Genomic DNA, 21841 nt, shown 5'->3' with positions numbered 1-21841 from the left:
ATGACCCACCGCATTCTGATCCTCGGCGGAACCACCGAAGCCCGGCAACTGGCTGGAAAACTGGCAGCCGGTTACTCGGTGATGCTGTCGCTGGCGGGCCGCACCGAAAGCCCGGTGACGCAGGGCGTGCCGGTACGCAGTGGAGGGTTTGGCGGCGCCGATGGTCTGGCCGCCTATCTCAAGGAGACAAGCATCGAGCTGCTGATCGACGCCACGCATCCCTACGCGGCGCGAATTTCCGCCAATGCGGCGCAGGCCGCGCGCATGGCCGGGGTGCCGATCGTCGCTCTGCGCCGTCCCGGCTGGGAGCCTGTCGAGGGCGATCGCTGGACGCAGGTCTATACGACAGGCGATGCCGTGCAGGCGCTTGGACCGGCGCCGCGCCGTGTATTCCTGGCTCTCGGCCGGCAGGAGGTCGCGGCTTTCGAAGCCGCGCCCCAGCACCATTATCTCATCCGCAGCGTCGATCCGGTCGAGCCGAAGCTGGCAGTGCCCGATGCCACCTATCTCCTGGCGCGCGGGCCGTTTCGCGAGGCGGAGGAACGCACGCTGCTCCAGCGGCACGGCATCGACATCGTCGTATCCAAGAACAGCGGCGGCGCGGCGACTTATGGCAAGATCGCCGCGGCGCGGGCGCTTGGCCTCGACGTCGTCATGGTGCGCAGGCCTGTGCTGCCGGAGGTTCCTTCGGCTGCGACCGTCGATCAGCTTGCCGACATGGTCGATCATCTTGTCGAGCCTGCCGCGGAGCGCGGCGTGTAAACCAGCGAAGACTTCTCGCCGCGCCTGATGATCCGGGTTTCCGGCGAGCCGATGATGATGCAGGTTGCCATGTCCGCCTTATCGGCATCGGCATCCGCCAGCAGGAACACCTCGATGCGCTCGTCGGGCCGGCCTGCGGCACGGCCGAAGATGACGGGCGTGGTGCCCGGCAGAATGGCCTTCAGACATTCGAAGGCGCGGCCAAGCTGCCAGGGGCGCGCCTTGCTGATGGGATTGTAAAGCGCGATGACGAAGCCGGCGCCGGCGGCCGCCAGCAGGCGCAGTTCGATCAGGTCCCATGGCTTCAGATTGTCGGACAGCGAGATGACGCAGAAATCATGGCCGAGCGGTGCCCCGATGCGGGCAGCGACAGCGAGCATGGCGGTGACGCCAGGCACGATTGCGAGGTCGATGGCGCGCCATTCGGAGGGGCCGGCTTCGATCGCCTCGCAGACGGCCGCCGCCATGGCGAAGACGCCTGGATCGCCCCCGGAGACGACGGCGACATTGTGACCTTCGGCCGCCTTCGCCAGCGCCTCGTTGGAGCGGGCAAGCTCTTCGCGATTGTCGGAGGCGATGCGGGTCTGGTCCGGGCGCAATTCCAGCCGGTCGAGATAGGGCTTGTAGCCGTAGAAGAAGCTTGCCTCGGCGACGGCGTGGCTCGCCTGCGGCGTCACCTGATCGGCGTTGCCGGGTCCGAGCCCGATGACCGTGAGGCGGCCGCTCATGCGCCACCCGCCGACGCGACAGGGCGTCCGGACCAGCCGGCGACGAGCACGATAGCGAAATAGGGCGCCTTGTCGTCCGGCTTGTCGGTGAGCCGCATCGAGACGCTGCCCGGCATGGTGCCGCGCTCGACATAGACGGCGCGTGTCAGCTTGCCGGTGGCCTCCAGCGCCCGCCGGATTTTGGGCAGGTTGCGGCCGACCTTCATGATGACGGCGGCATCGGTGTCGGCGAGGCGCCGGGTCAGTTCGAACTCGCTCATCGTGCCCGGCAGCACGGTCAGCACGTCGTCACCCTGGACGATCGGCAGGCCGGTCGCCGACCAGCAGCCCGACATGGCGGTAACGCCGGGAATGACCTCGGTCGGAAACCGATGGGCGAGGCGCACATGCAGATGCATGTAGGAGCCATAGAAGAGCGGATCGCCTTCCGACAGCACGGCGACCATCCTACCGGCATCCAGATGACCGGCAACGGTCTCGGCGGACTCCTCGTAGAAGGCCGATATCTGCGCGCGGTAATCGTCGTGATCCTTGTCGATCTCCGTGGTCACGGGATAGAGCAACGGCAGCTCCAGCATGTCGGGCCGGAAGCGCGTCTCGACGATGGCGCGCGCATTGCTGTTGTTGCCGCGCTTGGCGAAATACGCCACCACATCGGCCTCGGCCAGCGCACGCGCGGCCTTCAGCGTCAACAGTTCCGGGTCGCCGGGACCGGTACCGACGCCGACCAGGCGGCCCCTCGAGCCGGTTTTGGGGAGCGCGTTCACAGGCCGGGCCTCGCGAGAGAATTGAGGGCTGCCGCGGTCATGGCGCTGCCGCCAAGCCTGCCGCGCACGATTGCATAGGGTACGCCGTAGGAATTCTGCGCCAGCGCGTCCTTCGATTCGGCGGCACCGACGAAGCCCACCGGCATGCCGATGATGGCGGCCGGTTTCGGCGCACCGTCGCGCAGCTTCTCCAGAAGATAAAAGAGTGCGGTCGGCGCATTGCCGATGGCCACCACCGAACCGGCAATGCGCTCGCCCCACAGGTCGATCGCGGCGGCAGAACGTGTGTTGCCGATCGTCCTGGCGATTTCATGCGTGCGCGGGTCGCGCAAGGTGCAGATCACCTCGTTGCCGGCAGGCAGGCGGGCGCGGGTGACGCCGTGCGAGACCATTTCGGCGTCGCAGAAGATCGGCGCGCCGGCGGCAAGCGCGGCCCGTGCGGCGGCAACGAAATCGCTGGAGAAGACAAAATCCTTGGCGGCTTCCACTTGGCCGCAGGCGTGGATCATGCGGACCGCGACATCGGCCTCTGCTTCGGAAAAGCGCGCGAGATCAGCCTCGGCGCGGATGATGGCAAAGGAGCGTTCGTAGATCGCCGTGCCGTCGTGGATGTAGTCGTAGGCGACCATTGTCATTCCTGTCGATAAGCCTCTGCGATGCCGGCCGGCCCCAGCCTTGTCAGGCAGGCGGCGGCGGTCTCGCCCTGATAGCGTGCGCTGCGGATTGCCGCCGCGACGCGGCCGATGCCGCGCGCGGCGTCATAGCCCGGCCTGTAACCGGCAGGAAGGGCCTTTGCCGTCGCGTTCACGACAAGTCCGGCTCCATTTTCGCCGCCGACCACAGTCAGCGCCGCTGGGCCGGGATGCGCGCAGCCCTTGGCGCAGCCCGAAACATGCAAGGTGAAGTCGAGGCTATCGGCGTTTTCGGTGGCAATCGCCTCGGCGATGTCGCGCGTGGCGATGCGACCCGAGGCGCAAGCCGGCGCGCCGGGACAAGCAGCGATGCGCGTGCGCGGGTCGGTGGGGGAGGTGACGAAGCCGAGGGTGGCGGCTGTTTGCTGGAGGGAAGGATTGGCGGCTGGTGGCTGGCCGAGGAAGAGCAGGGCGCGGCCCGGGGCGAGGCGGATTTCTGACGTGCCGAGAGTGACGGCGCTTTGAGCGAGGGCGATGAGCCTTTCGGTGGGCATGCTGCCGTAGGGGAGACCGATGCCGAGGGCGTGGCCAGTGTTCAAGTCGAAAACGCCAATCGGCGAGCGAGGGTGTTCTACGGCGCCCCCCTCTGTCCTGCCGGACATCTCCCCCACAAGGGGGGAGATTGGCGGTTCGGGCGCCGGCTCTCCTTCTGCATCCGAGGAAATTGGCAAAGGCGAGCGTGAATGAGCAATCTCCCCTCTTGAGGGGGAGATGTCCGGCAGGACAGAGGGGGGCGCCTCGCGCAAACTTGTCAGGCATAGCCAACCCGCCAGAGACACCAACTGCCGCTCCGACAAATCCCTTGCGTGAGCATCGCGGCCTTTCTCGGCGATCATCCTTAGAGCCGCGACGGCTATATCACGAGCCACACCTTCATCAGCAACCGCGAGCAGCCTTGCATTCCGCCCGTCACCGGCAACCGACACCCGCCAGCGGATTCCCGCCTCGGTGCTCGCCGCCTTCAGCCGCACGTCGGCCGTCACAGCATCCATCGTGAGTTGCCCGCCACCGTCGACAACGACCGAAACCTTCGGCCCGAGCCGCTGCGTCAGCCCGGCGTCCTCGACCGCTTCCCTGATCCGATCAGCCAGCGGCCTGGGGTCGGCGATCTCCTGCGGATCGATGCCGGCCAGTGGTCCGGTCTCCACTGGTACGCCAGTGCGGACCACAATGCCCAGCGCATCGACTTCCTTCGCCAGCAGGGTTGCACTTTGCGTGGTCAATCCGCGTATTTGCAAGCTGCCGCGCGCTGTCACTTCCATGATGCCGTTGCCGTGCCGCAGGGCGGATTCTGCCAGCCCGATCAGAAGCTTCGGCGACAATCCTCCGGCGACCGGGTTGAGCCGCACCAGCAGGCCGTCGCCGGTCTGCATCGGCGCCGAAAGGGCCGGGCAGGCGCCGCGTCGGGAGTAGGCGTTCATGCCGCCAACTCCCGTGCCTCGGCAATCAGTGCCGCGAGGTCGTCGTCGATCGAATTGCGCAAGGGATGCCAGAGGCCCCGCCGTCGCGCCGACAGGAGGCGTTCGGCAATGGCTTTCGCGGCGGCCGGGTTTTCGCGCAGGATGAAGGCGCGGACGTCCGCATCGCCGAGATAGGCATCGTGCACGGCGTCTATCAGCGCGCCCGGTATGGCCTGCGTGGTTTCGGCGAAGCCAACCAGCCGGTCGACGGTTTCGGCGAATTCCGAGGCGCCGCGCGGGCCGTGGCGCATCTGGCCCGCTATGAAGCGGGCGTTGACAGCGCGGGCGCGCACGACGCGCGTCACAGCCTCACTAAGTGAACGCGGCTTCGGCCTCTGCGGGTCCGTCGTGTCCAGCACGATAACGTCGGCATTCCTGCCAAGCGCTGCAAGGGCGGCCGAAAAGCCGCCGATAAAGGCGACATCGGCGGAGCCTTCGAGGATGTCGCGGCCGGGATCGTCGCCGGTGTGGACGAGAAGATCGGCCTCGGCGATGCGGTTCTCGAAAGCGCCGGGCGCGGCGATCCCTTCACCGCCGGCGCCGCCATAGGCATGCGATGTGGCATCGAGATAGGCGCGGCCGATTTCCTCGCGCGCCGCCCAGTCGCCGCTCGACAGGATTTCCTCGACGCCAGCGCCGTAAGTGCCAGGCGAGGTGCCAAAGATGCGCGGGCTGATCTTGCCCTCGGCGCGGGTCCTTGCGGCGAGCGGATTTTCCGAATCGTCCTCGTCGCGCGCGGCAACGGCGTTGGCAGCGGCATCGATCAGCGCGATCTGGGTCGGGAACATGTCGCGGAACAGGCCCGATATGCGCCAGGTGACGTCGACGCGCGGGTGGCCAAGCGCTGCCGGCGCCAACACCTCGATGCCGGTGACGCGGCCTGTGGCGGCATCCCATTGCGGGCGGCAGCCCATCAGCGAAAGCCCCTGCGCGATCTCCTCGCCGCCGGTGCGCAAAGACGCCGAACCCCAGAGGTCGATGATCAGCGAGCGCGGCCAGTCGCCATGCGATTGCATATAGGCGCGCACCACTTCCTCGGCGGCAGCCTTGCCGATGTCGTAAGCCGTCGGCGTCGGCATGGCGCGCGGGTCCGACGTGAACAGGTTGCGGCCGGTGGGCAGAACGTCGGAACGCCCGCGCGCGGGCGCGCCGGCCGGGCCCGCGGTGACATGACGACCGTCGAGCGCGGCAAGAAGGGCGGCCTTTTCGGCCTCGGCGCTTTGCCGGCGCATAAGGTCGGGCTCTTCGTCGGGCGCGCGGCCGTAGACATGCAGCCCATCCTTGATAGCGAAATCCTTCAGGTCGCAGAGCCAGGCATCGATGCGGCGCAGGGCCTCGTCCGGCGCGTCGGTGCGGGCAACGCCGGCCTCCGCGGCGAGGCCCGTCGTCTGCGCGGTTTCGACGATCAGACTGGCCAGACGGTCGCGGCGGCGGCGGTCGAGACCGTCAGCCTGGGCGTATTCGTCGACCAGCCGTTCGAGCCTGTGCTGGTTCTTGTCCAATCCGGCGCCGGTGAGCGGCGGCGGCAGATGGCCGAGCGTGACGGCGGCGATCCGCCGCTTCGCCTGCGCCGCCTCGCCGGGATTGGAGACGATAAAGGGATAGATGACGGGCAGGGGACCGGTGACGATCTCGGGGAAGCAGCTTTGCGAAAGCGCAACCGTCTTGCCCGGCAGCCATTCCAGCGTGCCATGCGCGCCAACATGGATGAGCGCATGGACGCCGAGCAATTTGCGCAGCCACAGGCCGAAGGCGAGCAATGCATGGCGCGGCGGCAGCGTCGGGTCGTGATAGTCGGCGCGGCGGTCGGCCGAGCGGCCGCGATCGGGGGCGAGGGCCACGGTGATGTTGCCGAAGGTCGCGGCGCGGAAGGGGAATTTGGCGGCGGGCAGCGCTTGAACACCCCCCTCTGTCCTGCCGGACATCTCCCCCGCAAGGGGGGAGATTGGCAGTTTAGACGCTGGAGCTACTCTTGCAACGTTGGAGATTGGCGAAGACAGAGATGACGGCGTAATCTCCCCCCTTGCGGGGGAGATGTCCGGCAGGACAGAGGGGGGTGCCTCGCGCAAACCTGTCTCGCCTTCGGCTTTGCCCCAAGCTGCTTCTACGGCAGCAATTGCTGCGCCCGGCAATTCCGTTGAGAAGGCAAGGTACTCATCCAACTCCAACCCAGCCTTGCTGCGCTCCAGCGCATCCAGCAACGCACGCGACGTTTGGGGAATTCCCTCAACTACATAGCCCTGTTCCTGGAGGTCGTGCAGCATCGCCAGCACGCTGGATGGCACATCCAACCCGACCGCATAGCCGGTGCGGCCGGGAGCGCTCGGGTAATCGGGGATCAGAATGGCGACCTTGCGCTCGGCGCGCGGCGTTTCCCGAAGCCTGATGAAGGCCGCGACCCGGTCCGCCACCTGTTCGACGCGATCGGGCTCCGGCCGGTTGGCAAAGGCGCGGTGGCCGAGCGCGGGGTCGGTCTCGCTTTCGCCCTTGAACGAAACGGCGCCGGCGAGGATGCGGCCGTCCAGTTCGGGCAGAACGACATGCATGGCGAGGTCGGCGGGGGCCAGCCCGCGCTGGTTCTTCTCCCATACGTCGCGGCGGGTGGTGGCGACGATGACCTGGAAGACGGGAACGCCGGCGCGGTCGAACAGGGTTTCGACGCCGGGTTCGGCGCCGGACGCGAAAGCGGTCGCGGTGATGATGGCGGCGGGCTTGGGCTGGGCAATCGCGGTTTCAACAAAAGCCAGAGATTCCGGGTCTTTCAGGCTGGAGACAAAGATCGGCACCGGCAGCATGCCGCGCTGCCGTAGCGCCTCGAAAAGCGCGTCGATGGGCGCGACATCGGCGGCGAGCAGCATCGAGCGGTAGAAGAGGATGGGAATCACGGGTGGGTTGACGTTGCCGGCGTCGAGTTCCGTCACACCCCCCTCTGTCCTACCGGACATCTCCCCCGCAAGGGGGGAGATTGCTCTTTCATCGACGATTTCGCCTATCGCGGATGGTCGAGATAAATCCCTGTCCAAGGGGACAGAAGAGGAGCCGGCCTTGATGACAGCCGATCTCCCCCCTTGCGGAGGAGATGTCCTGCCGGACAGAGGGGGGTGTGAAGGATCGTCAACATTCGATAAGTACGGCTTCTCCACGACTCCGCGCCCCGGCTCATAAAACCCGGCTTTCGGCACGCTTACCGGCTCGGCAATCTCGCCATCAGACCCCGCCAACCGCGCCAGCCTGCGCACCAGCGCGCTCATATTGGCCGGGCCGCCCTGGCGGAAATAATTGAGCAGCCCGTCCAGTTCCTCGCGCGGCAGCGTCGAGGCTTCGATCAGCCTGATATCCTCGTCGTGGCTTTCACCGGGAAGTAGTGCCAGCTTTATGCCGCGCTCACGGGCAACCACGGCCAACTGGTCGCAGCCGTAGCGCCACCACTCGTAACCGCCGAGAATACGCACCAGAATGACTTTGGCGTGACGGGCGACGCTGTCGATCCAGAGGTCGACGGACATGGGGTGGCGCAGGTCGCGCAGCGCGGCCAGCCGCATCGTGGGCAGCCGATCGGCGTCGCCTTTCCAGGCCGCTGCCAGTCCGGCCAGGTCGCTGTCCGTAAAGGACAGCGCCACCATTTCCGCCGGCGTCTGCCGCAGATCGACCGGCTCGGCGAGATCGTCGAGCGAGGCGGATGTGGTGGTGAGGATGTGCATCGCGGTCGGTGTTGCCTCAGCCGGCGAGGATATGCTCGATCGCCGGGCGGTTCAGCCCCTTGAGGCCGATGACGACCAGGCGCGAGCGGCGGTCGTCGTCAGCCGTCCAGGCGCGGTCATAATAATGATTGACGCGCGGACCGACCGCCTGCAGCAACAGCCGCATCGGCTTGCCGCCGACCTCGACGAAGCCTTTCACCCGCAGCACGTTCTCCTGTTCGGCGGCGGTCGCGACGCGCTTTGCCAGGTCGTCCGGGTTGGCGATCGAGGGGATGTCGACGATGAACGTATCGAAGTCGTCGTGCTCGTGGTCGAAGGCGCCGTCATGATGGGACTTGCGGTTCTCGATGTCGTCCTCGACGGCGAGGCCTAGCCCGAGCAGCACGGACGGATCGACCTTGCCATGAGCCGTCGGCACGACCTTCACGGCGCGGGCGGAGTGTTCGCCAATGATGGCGTTGGCGCGAGCCGAACCTGCGGCATCCATCAGGTCGCTCTTCGACAGGATGATGAGGTCGGCGCAGGCGATCTGGTCCTCGAACACCTCCTCGACGGGGTCGTCGTGGTCCAGTGTCTGGTCCTGCGCGCGTTGCGCCTGCAGGGCGTCCATGTCGTTGGCGACGCGCCCCTCGGCCAATGCCGGACCGTCGACCACGGCGATTACGCCGTCGACTGTCACCCGGCTCTTCACTGTCGGCCACTGGAAGGCCTGGACCAGCGGCTTGGGCAGAGCCAAGCCTGAGGTCTCGATCAGGATGTGGTCGACCTTCGGCGTCAGCGACAGGATCTGGTCGAGCGCCGGGACGAAATCGTCGGCGACGGTGCAGCAGATGCAGCCATTGGCCAGTTCGACGATGTTTTCCTCCGGGCAGGTGTCGATGCCGCAGCCCTTGAGGATCTCGCCGTCGATTCCGATGTCGCCGAATTCGTTGACGATGATGGCGATCCGCTTGCCGCCCGCGTTCTCCAGGAGATGGCGGACCAGCGTGGTCTTGCCGGCACCCAGGAAGCCGGTGACCACGGTACAGGGGACGCGGGAGAGAGTGGCGGCGGAAACTGCGGCGGTCATGATCAGTCCTTCAGCATGTCGAGGGGAGGAATGCGGGCGACGAGGCCGCGCTTGAGGGAATCCGGGCGACCACGCCACGGAATGAGGCCGTTGGTCGAAGCGGCGAAGAGTTTCGCGCCGGTGACGAGATCGGCGCCGCTGGCGATGTTCAGGTCGCCGAAGACATAACTCCAGCAGCCGTCGCGAAGAATCGCCGCACTGAGACGGCGCTTGCAGTTGCCGAGGCATTCGACGGTGCGGACACGGACATTGTCGGCCGTTGCGGCTTGGCGCGTATCTTGAGCCAAAACTTCGCCGGCGCGGGGATGGGCATCGGAACCGGTCTCGTCGCGGCAGGAAGCGCAGATGATAACAGTGACGCCGGCCAAGGCGTCGCTATCGCCAGACAAGTCGCTATCGCCAGACAAAATGTCCGCTGTTTCAGCCGGGAAACTGCTGTCGCGTTCCAAATCGGGCTCCTTGCCCGGAAAACCCGCCGGGCGATCGGATTCTTATGTCTCAGACGGCAGGTCTCCTGGCTCGCGGGTCATCGCCTTCGTGCCGCCTTCCCGGGACCGTCCCAGTGGTTTTCGGCCTTGGCTCGTCGCTTACAGTTGCGGGGACAGCCGCGGATTTGAAATCGAGATTTCGCACCGCATTCCCTCTTGGCTCCTCCCTTTGCCGAGAGGAGACCGTCTGGAATGGATTTAGGCTCTTGCAGGCGGCGGTGTCAACGCGCGTCTACGACACGGCAATGTCGGCGAGCGGCTGCCCAAGGTCGCCGGCGGGCGTAACCTCGATCCGTTCGAGGCCGAGCCAGCCCTGCATCTGCGTCAATTCCTGGAAGAGTTGCGCGGCGGTTTCAGGCGGCGCGCTGGGCTCGGCATAGGCCGCGTGGACGCGTAGCACGCTGGCCGGCCGGTCGGCCTTGAGGTCGACGCGCGCCACGATCCTGTCGCCGAGCAGGAACGGCAGGACGTAATAGCCGTATTGCCGTTTTTCGGCAGGGGTGTAGATTTCTATGCGGTAGTGGAAATCGAACAGCCGCTCCGTGCGCGAGCGCTCGAAAACGACCGGATCGAACGGCGCCAGCAAGGCGCGGGCCTCGATTTTTCGTGGAATACGGGCCTCCTTATGGAGGTAAGCCGGTTTGTTCCAGCCCTCGACACGCACCGGCACCAGCTCGCCTGTTTCAACCAGCTCCTCCAGCCGGCCCTTCATGTCGGCCGGCGACAGGCGGAAATAGTCGCGCAGGTCGCTTGCTGTCGCGACGCCATGAGCGCGGGCGGATATCCGCAGCAATTCCCGATGCGCGTCCTCGGCAGACGGCACCGGCAGATCGAGGATCGCCCGCGGCAGTACGCGCTCGGGCAAATCATAGAAGCGTTCGAAGCCACGGCGGTGCGCGGTGGTGATGCGTCCTGCCCAGAACAGCCATTCGAAGGCATGCTTGGCGTGGCTCCAGCCCCACCAGCCGCCGGATCCTTTCTGGCCTTCGAGCGCGGAAGCGGCGATCGGGCCGCGCTCCGCGACCTCGCGGTAGATCTCTTCTATATAGGCGGCGTGCTCGCGGCCCCATTTGGCGAGACCCAGATACATTTCATCGCCACGCTCGGCGCGCTGCATGCGCCAACGCATCAGGGGATAGGTCTCGACCGGCAGGAAGGAAGCCTCGTGCGCCCAGTATTCGAAAACCGTGCGCTTGCGCGTGACGGCGGCGTTGTCGAGCAAGGCGAACGGGTAGGGACCAAGGCGCGAATAGAGCGGCATGTAGTGAGCGCGCACCACCGCGCTGACGGAATCGATCTGCAGCAGGCCGGTACGCGAGAGCACACGGGCGAAGTGGCGTCGGTCGGGCGTGCCGGCGGGGCGGGGATCAGTGAACCCTTGGGCGGCGAGCGCGATACGCCGGGCCGCGGCGAGCGAGATATTTTCCTTCATTCGGATGCGACTCTGATGGCTTGTTGAGCGTGGTTCGGACAGTTGATTCCGGCCATGCTAGCAGGGTTTTGGCGGCAACTCTGTCAGGAGAGAAAAGTGGAGTAAAAAGCGAAGGAAATCAAACAGGAGCGGATCGGACCAGTTTCTTCCCTTATGCCGTCCAGGCCAGTGTTTTGAACAAGGTTTGACTTGCTTCGCCGGAAGCGCTGCGCTAACCCTCGCCGCGTTGCAGCAAAGGCCCCTTAAAACGGTTCAGCGGTTAAACTGTCACGCTTCCGCAATGGGGTCTGGTGCTGTAATCAAAATGGATTGGCGCCAACGGAAAGCCGCAGCATGAACGCACTTCTCAGTTCGTACCTGCCCATCGTCCTGTTTATCGCAGTGGCGGCGGCTGTCGGCGTCGCGCTCATCGTGGCGCCGTTCCTGGTGGCCTACCGCAATCCCGACCCGGAAAAGCTTTCCGCCTACGAATGCGGGTTCAACTCGTTCGATGACGCCCGTATGAAGTTCGACATCCGCTTCTACCTGGTGTCGATCCTGTTCATCATTTTCGACCTGGAAGTGGCCTTCCTGTTTCCGTGGGCGGTGTCGTTCTCGAAGATCGGCATGCTCGGTTTCTGGTCGATGATGGTGTTTTTGGCGGTGCTGACCATCGGCTTTGCCTATGAATGGAAAAAAGGAGCGCTCGAATGGGATTGAGCGACAGTTCCGGCACGCTCGTCGCGCCGAAGCCCAAGGGTCTGATCGATCCCAATACCGGCAGGCCGGTTGGGTCCGATGATCCGTTCTTCCTCGAAATCAACAACGAACTCGCCGACAAGGGCTTTCTCGTCACCTCGACCGAGGCGCTGATCACCTGGGCGCGCAGCGGCTCGCTGATGTTCATGACCTTCGGCCTCGCCTGCTGCGCCGTCGAGATGATCCACACCTCGATGCCGCGCTACGATTCGGAGCGGTTCGGTGTTGCTCCTCGCGCGTCTCCGCGCCAGTCCGACATCATGATCGTTGCCGGCACGCTGACCAACAAGATGGCCCCGGCGCTGCGCAAGGTCTACGACCAGATGCCGGAGCCGCGCTACGTCATCTCGATGGGCTCCTGCGCCAATGGCGGCGGCTATTACCACTATTCCTATTCGGTGGTGCGCGGCTGCGACCGCATCGTGCCGGTCGACATCTATGTGCCCGGCTGTCCGCCGAGCGCCGAAGCGCTGCTCTATGGCATTCTTCTGCTCCAGAAGAAGATCCGCCGCACCGGCACGATCGAACGGTAAATCCATGGCCGCATCCCTGAGCGAACTGTCGACCTATCTCGGCGAAAAATTGATTGGCCGCGTCAATGAAGCAGTGTTCGCCTATGGCGAACTCACCATCCATGTCGAACCGCGCGATCTGATCGAAGTGGTGACTTTCCTGCGCGACGATCCGCGCTGCCAATTCATCTCGGTCATCGATGTCTGCGGCGCCGATTATCCGTCACGGGCCAAGCGCTTCGACGTCGTCTATCACCTGTTGTCGCCGAAGCAGAACGTGCGTATCCGCATCAAGGTGCAGGCAGACGAGGAGACGATGGTGCCGTCGATCACCGGCGTCTATCCCGGCGCCGACTGGTTCGAGCGCGAGACCTACGATCTCTATGGCGTGCTGTTTTCGGGTCACCCCGATCTGCGGCGCATCCTCACCGATTACGGTTTCGACGGTCACCCGCTGCGCAAGGATTTCCCGCTGACCGGCTTCGTCGAGGTGCGTTACGACGACGAAGCCAAGCGCGTCATCTACGAGCCGGTGGAACTGAAGCAGGAATTCCGCAATTTCGATTTTCTGTCCCCATGGGAAGGCACCGATTACGTGCTGCCAGGGGATGAGAAGGCGAAACAGTGAATAGGGAAGTAGTCAGTAGTCAGTAGGGGAAGAATTGGAGCAACGGATCGAATCCTATCGGGACTTGAAAGTGTGGCAATCAGCGATGACGCTTGCTGAAGACTGCTACCGTTACACCAAGGAATTTCCGAAGGAAGAGATCTACGGCATGACCTCTCAGATGCGCCGATCGGCGGTTTCGATCGCAGCGAACGTCGCAGAGGGATACGGTCGGGAAAACAGAGGGTCGTTCGTTCAATTTTTGCGCATGGCGCAAGGCTCGTTGAAGGAACTGGAAACACACATACTGTTGGCGTGCCGGGTGGGCTTGCTGCGAAAAGACAATGAGATTGAACTGCTGCTGCGATGCGAAGAGATTGGAAAAATGACGAGATCTCTTATCCGAACAGTGCAGGCCAAGCAGGCGGAATGAAGCAGGCATTGAGATTGATGATCACTACTCACTACTCACTACTGACTCTTCGCCAGAGGCGCCAGAATGGCTGAAACCTCCGTCCGCAATTTTAACATCAACTTCGGACCGCAACACCCTGCCGCGCATGGTGTTTTGAGATTGGTTCTGGAGTTGGACGGCGAAGTGGTCGATCGTGTCGATCCGCATATCGGGCTCTTGCATCGCGGCACCGAAAAGCTGATCGAGCACAAAACCTACCTGCAGGCAGTGCCTTATCTCGACCGGCTCGACTATTGCGCGCCGATGAACCAGGAGCATGCCTTCGCACTGGCCGCCGAGCGCCTGCTCGGCATCGAGGTGCCGAAGCGCGGTCAGCTGATCCGCGTGCTTTACTGCGAGATCGGCCGCATCATGTCGCACATCCTCAATGTGACGACGCAGGCGCTGGACGTCGGCGCGCTGACGCCGCCTCTGTGGGGCTTCGTCGAGCGCGAAAAGCTGATGGTGTTCTATGAGCGCGCCTCGGGTTCGCGCATGCATGCCGCCTATTTCCGTCCGGGCGGCGTTCACCAGGACCTGCCGCAGAAGCTGCTCGAGGACATCGGCAAGTGGATCGATCCGTTCCTGAAGTCGATCGACGACCTCGATCAGTTGCTGACCGGCAATCGCATCTTCAAGCAGCGCAATGTCGATATCGGCACGGTTTCGCTGGCCGACGCCTGGGCCTGGGGTTTTTCCGGCGTCATGGTGCGTGGCTCGGGCGCTGCCTGGGACCTGCGCAGATCGCAGCCCTATGAATGCTATTCGGAGCTCGATTTCGATATTCCGATCGGCAAGAACGGCGACTGTTTCGACCGCTACCTCGTGCGCATGGAAGAGATGCGCCAGTCGGCGAAGATCATGCGCCAGTGCATCGATCTCCTGCTCGGCAAGGAAAGCGCCGGGCCGGTGTCGAACCTCGACGGCAAGGTCGTGCCGCCAAAGCGCCAGGCGATGAAGCGCTCGATGGAAGCGCTGATCCACCACTTCAAGCTCTACACCGAGGGCTACCGCGTGCCGGCCGGCGAGGTCTATGCGGCGGTCGAGGCGCCCAAGGGCGAGTTCGGCGTCTATTTGGTCTCCGACGGCACCAACAAGCCTTATCGCTGCAAGCTGCGCGCCCCCGGTTTCGCGCATCTCCAGGCCATGGATTTCCTGTGCCGCGGTCACATGCTGGCCGACGTCACCGCCGTCCTCGGCTCCCTCGACATCGTGTTTGGTGAGGTCGATCGCTAAATGTCAGTCCGTCGTCTCGCAGAAGCCAGCGTCCAGCCAGCATCCTTCGCCTTCAACCGGGCGAACGCGGCCGCGGCCAAGCAATGGATCAAGAAGTACCCGAAGGGCCGGGAACAGTCTGCGATCATTCCACTGCTGATGCTGGCGCAGGAGCAGGAAGGCTGGGTCACCAAGGCGGCGATCGAGACGATTTCGGACATGCTCGGCATGCCGCGCATCCGCGGGCTCGAGGTCGCGACCTTCTACACGCAGTACCAGCTGAATCCTGTCGGCACGCGGGCGCACATCCAGGTTTGCGGCACCACGCCCTGCATGCTGCGCGGCTCGGAAGCGCTGATGGACGTGTGCCGCTCCAAGATCCACCATGACCAGTTCCACACCAACGACAAGGGAACGCTGTCGTGGGAAGAGGTCGAATGCCTCGGCGCCTGCGTCAACGCGCCGATGGTCATGATCTTCAAGGACACGTTCGAAGACCTGACGCCGGAACGGCTGGCCGAAATCATTGATCTCTACGATGCGGGCAAGGGGGCCTCGGTGACGCCGGGGCCGCAGAACGGCCGCACCGGCTCGGAGCCGGCCGCCGGCCTCACGACGCTGAAAAGCGAGAAGGCGATCCTCAAGTCGACCCGTGACAGGGAGGCCAGGGAAGCCGCCAAGGCCGCCAAGGCGGCACCCGACGCGATCATCGCGGCGCCGGTGCCAACGCCGGCCGCCACCCCTGTCGCGCCGTCCAATGCCAGCAAGCCGAAAACCGATGCGGCTGAAACCAGCCCGGCGCTGAAAACGCCGTCGCCGGCCAAGGTCGCGTCGGCAACGGAAAAAGCGGCGAGCGTCGCGGCTCCCCGCCACTCGGCGACAAACGCCAACAAGGCGGCGCCCGAGGTCGAGAAAGTTTTGAAGCCGCGCAGCGGCCCCCTGAACAAGGCTGAGCCGGCTTCCGCGTTCAAGTCGCCGGAAACCAAGCTTCCCGCCAAAGCGGCCAAGCCTTCGTTGGAAGACAAGAACCGGCCGGCCGGCATCGCCAGGCCGGCGCTGGTCGACGATCTCAAGCTGATCTCCGGCGTCGGCCCGAGGACCGAGAGCATCCTGCATTCGCTCGGCATCTTCACCTTCGCCCAGGTTGCGTCTTGGAAGAAGGCCGAACGGGAGTGGGTGGACAGCTATCTCTCCTTCCGCGGCCGCATCGAGCGAGACGACTGGGTCAAGCAGGCCAAGGCGCTCGCCAAGGGCGGCGTCGCCGAATATATCCGCGTCTTCGGCAAGAAGCCGGTCTGAGGGACGAACAATGCTTCAGGACAAAGACCGCATCTTCACCAACATCTACGGCCTCTTCGACAAGTCGCTGGCCGGCGCAATGGCGCGCGGCGCCTGGGACAACACGCCCGGCATCGTCGCCAAGGGGCGCGAGTGGATCGTCAACGAGATGAAGGCGTCGGGCCTGCGCGGCCGCGGCGGCGCCGGTTTCCCGACCGGCTTGAAATGGTCGTTCATGCCCAAGCAGAGTGACGGCCGGCCGAGCTATCTCGTCATCAATGCCGACGAATCCGAGCCCGGTACCTGCAAGGACCGCGACATTCTGCGCAACGATCCGCACACGCTGGTCGAAGGCGCCTTGCTCGCCGGCTTCGCCATGGGCGCGGTCGCGGCCTATATCTATGTGCGCGGCGAGTTCATCCGCGAGCGCGAGGCGCTGCAGCGTGCCATCGACGAGGCCTATGAGGCCAAGCTGATCGGCAAGGGCAACACTTCAGGCTACGATTTCGACGTCTATATGCACCATGGCGCCGGGGCTTATATCTGCGGCGAGGAGACGGCGCTGCTCGAAAGCCTCGAGGGAAAGAAGGGCCAGCCCAGGCTGAAGCCACCATTTCCGGCCAATGTCGGCCTTTATGGCTGCCCGACCACCGTCAACAACGTCGAATCGATCGCGGTGGCGCCGACGATCCTGCGCCGGGGCGCGGCCTGGTTCTCATCCTTCGGCCGGCCCAACAACGTCGGCACCAAGCTGTTCTGCGTCTCCGGCCACGTCAACAATCCGTGCACCGTCGAAGAGGCGATGTCGATCCCATTCCGCGAGCTGATCGAGACGCATTGCGGCGGCATCCGTGGCGGCTGGGACAATCTTCTGGCGGTCATTCCTGGCGGCGCCTCGGTGCCGCTGGTGCCGGCCGAGCAGATCATCGATACGCCGATGGATTTCGACGCGCTGCGCGACCTCAAATCCGGCCTCGGCACGGCGGCCGTCATCGTCATGGACAAGTCGACCGATGTCGTCAAAGCCATCGCGCGGCTGTCCTACTTCTACAAGCATGAGAGCTGCGGCCAATGCACGCCGTGCCGTGAAGGCACCGGCTGGATGTGGCGGGTGATGGAGCGGCTGGTGCGCGGCGAGGCGCAGAAGCGCGAGATCGACATGCTGCTCGACGTGACCAAGCAGGTCGAAGGCCACACGATTTGCGCGCTGGGCGACGCGGCCGCTTGGCCGATCCAGGGCCTGATGCGGCACTTCCGCGGCGAGGTGGAGCGGCGCATCGACGAATTTTCGCGCAACGCGCACCGGGCCGAGCCGGTGTTGGTGGCGGCGGAATAGAGAAGCATTGAATGGGCGATAGCCCGGAGCGAGAAGAACGGGGCGGGGCGAACGAAGAAACGACCAGGAGAATTCTATGGCGCCGTATTCGACACCCCACCCGTTGATGCCCAATTTGGACCAGATCGAGAAGATGAACCAGGACCTGACCAGGATGATGCCGAAGGAGATGGCCGGCGCCGTCAACCTTCTGGCGCACCCTGTCGCGGGCGCGGCGGCGATGTCGGCTCTGGGACTTGGGCTCGCCAACCACGCTTTCGGCGTCTGGTTGGGCGCGCTGTCGGGCGCAGCCGAGGCGTCGCAACGCCTCATGCAGCCGCTCATCGAGGATTTCGAGGCGCGCGTCGAACAATTCGAGGATGCGAGCCTTTCATCCACCAGAGCGCGGGCGACGGCCAAGACCCTGATTGCGGAGGCGCAGTCCTTCGCGCAGGAAGTCACCGACATTGCCGCCAGGGAGGCCACCACCACGGTGCCGGCGGCACAGGCGGGGCGGTCAGCGGACGAGCTTCCGGATGTGCTGCTGCCCGAGGATTTCAGGCAGCCCAAGGCTGTGGACAGGCCGGCGAAGCCTTCGGATCTCAAGAAGATATCGGGCATCGGCCCGAAGCTGGAGACGGTGCTCAACGGGCTCGGCATCTGGACGTTCCGCCAGATCGCCGACTGGTCACCCGAAGAGATCGCCTGGGTCGACGACTACCTGTCGTTCAACGGCCGTATCGTGCGCGACGACTGGATTGCCCAGGCGGCTGTGCTGGCCGCGAAGAAGTGAGTGAAATGCCGGGCGCCGCGTCTGTCGCGCCCGGGAAATGAGATTGCGGGAAATCCGCAGAGGTTTGAGGCGAATGGCAAAGCTCAAGGTCGACGGGAAAGAAATCACTGTACCCGACCATTACACGCTGCTGCAGGCGGCAGAGGACGCGGGCGCGGAAGTGCCGCGCTTCTGCTTCCACGAGCGGTTGTCGATCGCCGGCAATTGCCGCATGTGCCTGATCGAGGTGAAGGGCGGGCCGCCCAAGCCGCAAGCGTCCTGCGCCATGGGCGTGCGCGACCTGCGTCCCGGTCCGAACGGAGAAGCGCCGGAAATCTTCACCAACACGCCGATGGTCAAGAAGGCCAGGGAAGGCGTGATGGAATTCCTGCTGATCAACCATCCGCTGGATTGCCCGATCTGCGACCAGGGCGGCGAATGCGACCTGCAGGACCAGGCGATGGCCTTCGGCGTTGATTCCTCGCGCTATCACGAGAACAAGCGCGCGGTCGAAGACAAGTATATCGGCCCGCTGGTCAAGACGGTGATGAACCGCTGCATCCACTGCACGCGCTGCGTTCGCTTCACCACCGAGGTTGCCGGCATTTCCGAACTCGGCCTGATCGGCCGCGGCGAGGATGCCGAGATCACCACCTATCTCGAGCAGGCGATGACCTCGGAGCTGCAGGGCAATGTCATCGACCTGTGCCCCGTCGGCGCGCTGACCTCCAAGCCTTTCGCCTTCCAGGCACGGCCGTGGGAACTGACCAAGACCGAATCCATCGACGTCATGGATGCCGTCGGCTCGGCGATCCGCGTCGACAGCCGCGGCCGCGAGGTGATGCGCATCCTGCCGCGCGTCAACGAGGCGGTGAACGAGGAGTGGATCTCCGACAAGACCCGCTTCATCTGGGACGGCCTGCGCACGCAGCGTCTCGACCGGCCCTATGTACGCAAGGACGGTAAGCTGGTCCCGGCGAGCTGGGCCGAGGCCTTCACGGCGATCAAGGACGCCGTGTCGAAGACTACGCCCGAGAAGATCGGCGCCATAGCGGGCGATCTTGCCGCGGTCGAGGAAATCTACGCGCTGAAGCTCCTGATGGCCGCACTCGGTTCGAAGAACATGGATTGCCGCCAGGACGGCGCCGCGCTCGACCCGTCGCTTGGCCGGGCAAGCTACATTTTCAACCCCACCATCGAAGGCATCGAACAGGCGGACGCGGTGCTGATCATCGGCGCCAATCCGCGCTTCGAAGCCTCGGTGCTCAACGCCCGCATCCGCAAGCGCTGGCGGGTCGGCAATCTGCCGGTCGGCGTCATCGGCGATGTCGGGGATACACGCTATGACTACGAACTGCTGGGCGCAGGACCGGAATCGCTCAAGGATCTGGCCGACGGTGATGGCAAGTTCTTCCAGGTGCTGAAGAAGGCCACGCATCCGCTCATCATCGTCGGCCAGGGCGCGCTGGCACGCCCCGATGGCGCGGCGGTGCTCGGCCAGGCAGCGAAGCTCGCCATGGCCGTGAACGCCGCGCGCGCGGACTGGAACGGCTTTGCCGTGCTGCACAATGCGGCTGGACGCGTCGGCGGCCTCGACCTTGGCTTCGTGCCGAGCGAGGGCGGCAGGAACGTCGCCGGCATGCTGGGCGAGACGGACGTGCTGTTCTTGCTGGGCGCCGACGAAATCGACATGGCAAAGACCGGCGGCGCTTTCGTGGTCTATGTGGGCACCCATGGCGATGCCGGCGCGCACCGCGCCAACGTCATCCTGCCGGGCGCTGCCTACACCGAGAAGTCGGGCACCTATGTCAACACGGAAGGGCGCGTGCAGCAGACCAACCGCGCCGGCTTCGCGCCGGGCGACGCGCGCGAGGATTGGGCCATCATCAGGGCATTGTCGGATGTACTGGGCAAGAAGTTGCCGTTTGATTCGCTGCCGCAGCTGCGCGCTAAACTCTACGGCGAATACCCGCATCTTGCCCGCATCGACCAGGTTGCTGCGGGCAATGCCGAGGATATCGCCAATGTGGCGAAGCTTGGTGGACGGCTGAACAAGGGCACGTTCACGTCGCCGGTCCAGGATTTCTACCTGACCAACCCGATCGCGCGGGCCTCTGCCGTGATGGCGGAGTGCTCTGCGCTGGCCAAGAGCGGCTTCAAGCAGGCGGCGGAATAAGCATGGACACCTTCTTCTCCTTCTACGTGCTGCCGGCGCTGATCATCGTGTTGAAGTCGGTCGTGCTGATCGTCGTGCTTCTCATCGCCGTCGCCTACCTGCTCTATGCCGACCGCAAGATCTGGGCGGCGGTGCAACTGCGCCGCGGCCCGAACGTCGTCGGCCCCTGGGGCACGCTGCAGGCCTTTGCCGACCTGTTGAAGTTCGTCTTCAAGGAGCCGGTGATCCCGTCCGGCGCCAACAAGGGCGTGTTCCTTTTGGCGCCGTTGGTATCGGCGGTTCTGGCGATCTCGGCCTGGGCGGTCATTCCGGTCAGCCAGGGCTGGGCCGTCGCCAACGTCAATGTCGGTATCCTCTATGTCTTCGCCATCTCCTCGCTCGAGGTCTATGGCGTGATCATGGGCGGCTGGGCGTCCAATTCGAAATATCCGTTCCTCGGGGCGCTGCGTTCGGCCGCACAAATGGTGTCCTACGAGGTCTCGATCGGCTTCGTCATCGTCACCGTGCTGCTTTGCGTCGGCTCGCTCAACCTGTCCGACATCGTGCTGTCGCAGCAGGATGGGCTCGGCACCAGGCTCGGCCTGCCCAACACCTTCCTCGACTGGCACTGGCTGTCGCTGTTGCCGATGTTCGTCATCTTCTTCATCTCGGCGCTAGCCGAGACGAATCGCCCGCCTTTCGACCTCGTCGAAGCCGAATCGGAACTGGTCGCCGGCCACATGGTCGAATATTCGTCGACGCCGTTCCTGCTGTTCTTCCTCGGCGAATATGTCGCCGTCGTGCTGATGTGCGCGCTGGCCACCATCCTGTTCCTCGGCGGCTGGCTGCCGCCGTTCGACTTCGCGCCCTTCACCTGGGTGCCGGGGGTGATCTGGTTCGTGCTCAAGATCTGCCTGATGTTCTTCATGTTCTCCATGGTGAAGGCGTTCGTGCCGCGTTACCGCTACGACCAACTGATGCGGCTTGGCTGGAAGGTGTTCCTGCCGATCTCGTTGTTCATGGTGGTGCTGACCGCCGCCTTCCTCAAGATCACGGGGTTTGCGTGATGTCCGCTCTGTCCCAGGCCGCCAAATCGCTGCTGCTGAAGGATTTCGTCAGCGCCTTCTTCTTGTCGATGCGCCAGTTCTTCGCGCCGAAGGAGACGATCAATTATCCGCACGAGAAAGGGCCGGTGAGCCCGCGCTTCCGCGGCGAGCATGCCTTGCGCCGTTATCCCAATGGCGAGGAACGCTGCATAGCCTGCAAATTGTGCGAGGCGATCTGCCCGGCGCAGGCCATCACCATCGAGGCCGGCCCGCGCCGCAACGACGGCACGCGCCGTACCGTGCGCTACGACATCGATATGGTGAAGTGCATCTATTGCGGCTTCTGCCAGGAAGCCTGCCCGGTCGACGCCATCGTCGAGGGGCCGAATTTCGAATTCGCGACCGAGACGCGCGAGGAACTCTACTACGACAAGGACAGGCTGCTGGCGAATGGCGACCGGTGGGAGCGCGAACTGGCGCGCAACATCTCGCTGGACGCACCGTACCGCTGATATCGCATGGACAGGGGCGAGGGCCCTTGTCCGGGGATGACCCGAAGCATTTCAGGCAAGGTCATCCCTCAGGACTTCAGAGTTGCCCATGTTTCTTTGCGCCGGGTCTTTCAACCCGGTTGGAACATGGGCTAGGAC

19 protein-coding genes, 1 pseudogene and 1 riboswitch are annotated in these 21841 nt (G+C 64.6%); of the genes and pseudogenes, 12 read left to right on the top strand and 8 right to left on the bottom strand.

Features of this window, described 5'->3' with window-relative positions:
* Nucleotides 1-762, top strand: coding sequence for a cobalt-precorrin-6A reductase (locus tag FJ946_RS17965; RefSeq protein ID WP_140564190.1), 762 nt, complete (start codon nucleotides 1-3; stop codon nucleotides 760-762).
* Here FJ946_RS17965 and FJ946_RS17960 read toward each other — a convergent pair.
* The 8 genes and pseudogenes from FJ946_RS17960 to FJ946_RS17925 form a co-directional block, all read right to left on the bottom strand.
* The gene (locus FJ946_RS17960) at nucleotides 726-1490 is read right to left on the bottom strand and encodes a precorrin-3B C(17)-methyltransferase (protein ID WP_140564189.1); all 765 of its coding nucleotides are present in this window, start codon (nucleotides 1488-1490) and stop codon (nucleotides 726-728) included. The two genes, FJ946_RS17965 and FJ946_RS17960, sit on opposite strands and share 37 nt — an antisense overlap.
* Nucleotides 1487-2257 (bottom strand): precorrin-2 C(20)-methyltransferase, encoded by a 771-nt coding sequence (locus FJ946_RS17955; RefSeq protein ID WP_140521148.1) that lies wholly within the window; start codon nucleotides 2255-2257, stop codon nucleotides 1487-1489. Before FJ946_RS17955 ends, FJ946_RS17960 begins: the two co-directional genes overlap by 4 nt.
* Entirely contained in the window at nucleotides 2254-2886 is a 633-nt protein-coding gene (locus tag FJ946_RS17950; RefSeq protein ID WP_140516421.1) for a precorrin-8X methylmutase, read from the bottom strand. Before FJ946_RS17950 ends, FJ946_RS17955 begins: the two co-directional genes overlap by 4 nt.
* Nucleotides 2810-4370, bottom strand: a pseudogene (gene cobG, locus FJ946_RS17945) (precorrin-3B synthase). The gene FJ946_RS17950 and the pseudogene cobG overlap by 77 nt, the downstream one beginning before the upstream one ends.
* Nucleotides 4367-8110: a cobaltochelatase subunit CobN gene (locus tag FJ946_RS17940; RefSeq protein ID WP_140564187.1), complete on the bottom strand. Its 3744-nt coding sequence runs from the start codon at nucleotides 8108-8110 to the stop codon at nucleotides 4367-4369. The pseudogene cobG and the gene FJ946_RS17940 overlap by 4 nt, the downstream one beginning before the upstream one ends.
* Before the next feature lie 16 nt (nucleotides 8111-8126).
* The gene (cobW, locus tag FJ946_RS17935) at nucleotides 8127-9179 is read right to left on the bottom strand and encodes a cobalamin biosynthesis protein CobW (protein ID WP_140495572.1); all 1053 of its coding nucleotides are present in this window, start codon (nucleotides 9177-9179) and stop codon (nucleotides 8127-8129) included.
* A gap of 2 nt (nucleotides 9180-9181) precedes the next feature.
* Nucleotides 9182-9628 carry a DUF1636 family protein gene (locus FJ946_RS17930; protein ID WP_140495573.1) on the bottom strand — a complete coding sequence of 149 codons (447 nt, stop codon included), beginning with the start codon at nucleotides 9626-9628 and terminating at the stop codon, nucleotides 9182-9184.
* A gap of 37 nt (nucleotides 9629-9665) precedes the next feature.
* A riboswitch (cobalamin riboswitch) is annotated at nucleotides 9666-9870 on the bottom strand.
* Nucleotides 9871-9899: 29 nt separating this feature from the next.
* The gene (locus FJ946_RS17925; protein WP_140564186.1) at nucleotides 9900-11099 is read right to left on the bottom strand and encodes a winged helix-turn-helix domain-containing protein; all 1200 of its coding nucleotides are present in this window, start codon (nucleotides 11097-11099) and stop codon (nucleotides 9900-9902) included.
* Between the two features lie 333 nt (nucleotides 11100-11432).
* Between FJ946_RS17925 and FJ946_RS17920 the strand changes: the two genes are divergently transcribed.
* From FJ946_RS17920 to nuoI, 11 genes are all read left to right on the top strand, one after another.
* Complete coding sequence (locus FJ946_RS17920) at nucleotides 11433-11798, top strand: NADH-quinone oxidoreductase subunit A (protein WP_140495575.1); 366 nt, start codon at nucleotides 11433-11435, stop codon at nucleotides 11796-11798.
* Nucleotides 11789-12370, top strand: coding sequence for an NADH-quinone oxidoreductase subunit B (locus FJ946_RS17915; RefSeq protein WP_140495576.1), 582 nt, complete (start codon nucleotides 11789-11791; stop codon nucleotides 12368-12370). The genes FJ946_RS17920 and FJ946_RS17915 overlap by 10 nt, the downstream gene beginning before the upstream one ends.
* A 4-nt stretch (nucleotides 12371-12374) precedes the next feature.
* The gene (locus FJ946_RS17910) at nucleotides 12375-12977 is read left to right on the top strand and encodes an NADH-quinone oxidoreductase subunit C (protein WP_140495577.1); all 603 of its coding nucleotides are present in this window, start codon (nucleotides 12375-12377) and stop codon (nucleotides 12975-12977) included.
* Between the two features lie 34 nt (nucleotides 12978-13011).
* A complete protein-coding gene (locus FJ946_RS17905) occupies nucleotides 13012-13389 on the top strand; it encodes a four helix bundle protein (protein ID WP_032919635.1) in 378 nt (125 codons plus the stop codon).
* A gap of 66 nt (nucleotides 13390-13455) precedes the next feature.
* Nucleotides 13456-14646: an NADH-quinone oxidoreductase subunit D gene (locus FJ946_RS17900; RefSeq protein WP_140495578.1), complete on the top strand. Its 1191-nt coding sequence runs from the start codon at nucleotides 13456-13458 to the stop codon at nucleotides 14644-14646.
* On the top strand, nucleotides 14647-15924 hold the full coding sequence (locus FJ946_RS17895; RefSeq protein ID WP_140495579.1) for an NADH-quinone oxidoreductase subunit E: 1278 nt from the start codon (nucleotides 14647-14649) through the stop codon (nucleotides 15922-15924).
* 10 nt (nucleotides 15925-15934) lie between these two features.
* Nucleotides 15935-17239, top strand: coding sequence for an NADH-quinone oxidoreductase subunit NuoF (gene nuoF / locus FJ946_RS17890; RefSeq protein ID WP_140521143.1), 1305 nt, complete (start codon nucleotides 15935-15937; stop codon nucleotides 17237-17239).
* Nucleotides 17240-17315: 76 nt separating this feature from the next.
* Nucleotides 17316-18011, top strand: coding sequence for an NADH-ubiquinone dehydrogenase (locus FJ946_RS17885; protein ID WP_140521142.1), 696 nt, complete (start codon nucleotides 17316-17318; stop codon nucleotides 18009-18011).
* Nucleotides 18012-18084: 73 nt separating this feature from the next.
* Complete coding sequence (gene nuoG / locus FJ946_RS17880; RefSeq protein WP_140564185.1) at nucleotides 18085-20166, top strand: NADH-quinone oxidoreductase subunit NuoG; 2082 nt, start codon at nucleotides 18085-18087, stop codon at nucleotides 20164-20166.
* Nucleotides 20167-20168: 2 nt separating this feature from the next.
* Nucleotides 20169-21212, top strand: a complete 1044-nt coding sequence (nuoH, locus tag FJ946_RS17875) for an NADH-quinone oxidoreductase subunit NuoH (RefSeq protein ID WP_140495583.1) — start codon at nucleotides 20169-20171, stop codon at nucleotides 21210-21212.
* Nucleotides 21212-21703: an NADH-quinone oxidoreductase subunit NuoI gene (gene nuoI / locus FJ946_RS17870; protein ID WP_140495584.1), complete on the top strand. Its 492-nt coding sequence runs from the start codon at nucleotides 21212-21214 to the stop codon at nucleotides 21701-21703. Before nuoH ends, nuoI begins: the two co-directional genes overlap by 1 nt.
* The last annotated feature ends 138 nt before the right edge of the window (nucleotides 21704-21841 follow it).

The sequence above is a fragment of the Mesorhizobium sp. B2-4-7 genome, assembly GCF_006442685.1.
GTDB lineage: Bacteria > Pseudomonadota > Alphaproteobacteria > Rhizobiales > Rhizobiaceae > Mesorhizobium.
Note: the sequence above shows the minus strand (reverse complement) of the source record. Positions and strands in the feature narration are given on the sequence as shown.

Excerpts from the sequence above, each read along its gene's own strand:
- FJ946_RS17965 (WP_140564190.1), top strand. The coding sequence starts at position 1 with ATGACCCACCGCATTCTGATCCTCGGCGGAACCACCGAAGCCCGGCAA.
- FJ946_RS17960 (WP_140564189.1), bottom strand. The coding sequence starts at position 1,490 with ATGAGCGGCCGCCTCACGGTCATCGGGCTCGGACCCGGCAACGCCGAT.
- FJ946_RS17950 (WP_140516421.1), bottom strand. The coding sequence starts at position 2,886 with ATGGTCGCCTACGACTACATCCACGACGGCACGGCGATCTACGAACGC.
- FJ946_RS17940 (WP_140564187.1), bottom strand. The coding sequence starts at position 8,110 with ATGCACATCCTCACCACCACATCCGCCTCGCTCGACGATCTCGCCGAG.
- cobW (WP_140495572.1), bottom strand. The coding sequence starts at position 9,179 with ATGACCGCCGCAGTTTCCGCCGCCACTCTCTCCCGCGTCCCCTGTACC.
- FJ946_RS17925 (WP_140564186.1), bottom strand. The coding sequence starts at position 11,099 with ATGAAGGAAAATATCTCGCTCGCCGCGGCCCGGCGTATCGCGCTCGCC.
- FJ946_RS17920 (WP_140495575.1), top strand. The coding sequence starts at position 11,433 with ATGAACGCACTTCTCAGTTCGTACCTGCCCATCGTCCTGTTTATCGCA.
- FJ946_RS17915 (WP_140495576.1), top strand. The coding sequence starts at position 11,789 with ATGGGATTGAGCGACAGTTCCGGCACGCTCGTCGCGCCGAAGCCCAAG.
- FJ946_RS17910 (WP_140495577.1), top strand. The coding sequence starts at position 12,375 with ATGGCCGCATCCCTGAGCGAACTGTCGACCTATCTCGGCGAAAAATTG.
- FJ946_RS17900 (WP_140495578.1), top strand. The coding sequence starts at position 13,456 with ATGGCTGAAACCTCCGTCCGCAATTTTAACATCAACTTCGGACCGCAA.
- FJ946_RS17895 (WP_140495579.1), top strand. The coding sequence starts at position 14,647 with ATGTCAGTCCGTCGTCTCGCAGAAGCCAGCGTCCAGCCAGCATCCTTC.
- nuoF (WP_140521143.1), top strand. The coding sequence starts at position 15,935 with ATGCTTCAGGACAAAGACCGCATCTTCACCAACATCTACGGCCTCTTC.
- FJ946_RS17885 (WP_140521142.1), top strand. The coding sequence starts at position 17,316 with ATGGCGCCGTATTCGACACCCCACCCGTTGATGCCCAATTTGGACCAG.
- nuoG (WP_140564185.1), top strand. The coding sequence starts at position 18,085 with ATGGCAAAGCTCAAGGTCGACGGGAAAGAAATCACTGTACCCGACCAT.
- nuoH (WP_140495583.1), top strand. The coding sequence starts at position 20,169 with ATGGACACCTTCTTCTCCTTCTACGTGCTGCCGGCGCTGATCATCGTG.
- nuoI (WP_140495584.1), top strand. The coding sequence starts at position 21,212 with ATGTCCGCTCTGTCCCAGGCCGCCAAATCGCTGCTGCTGAAGGATTTC.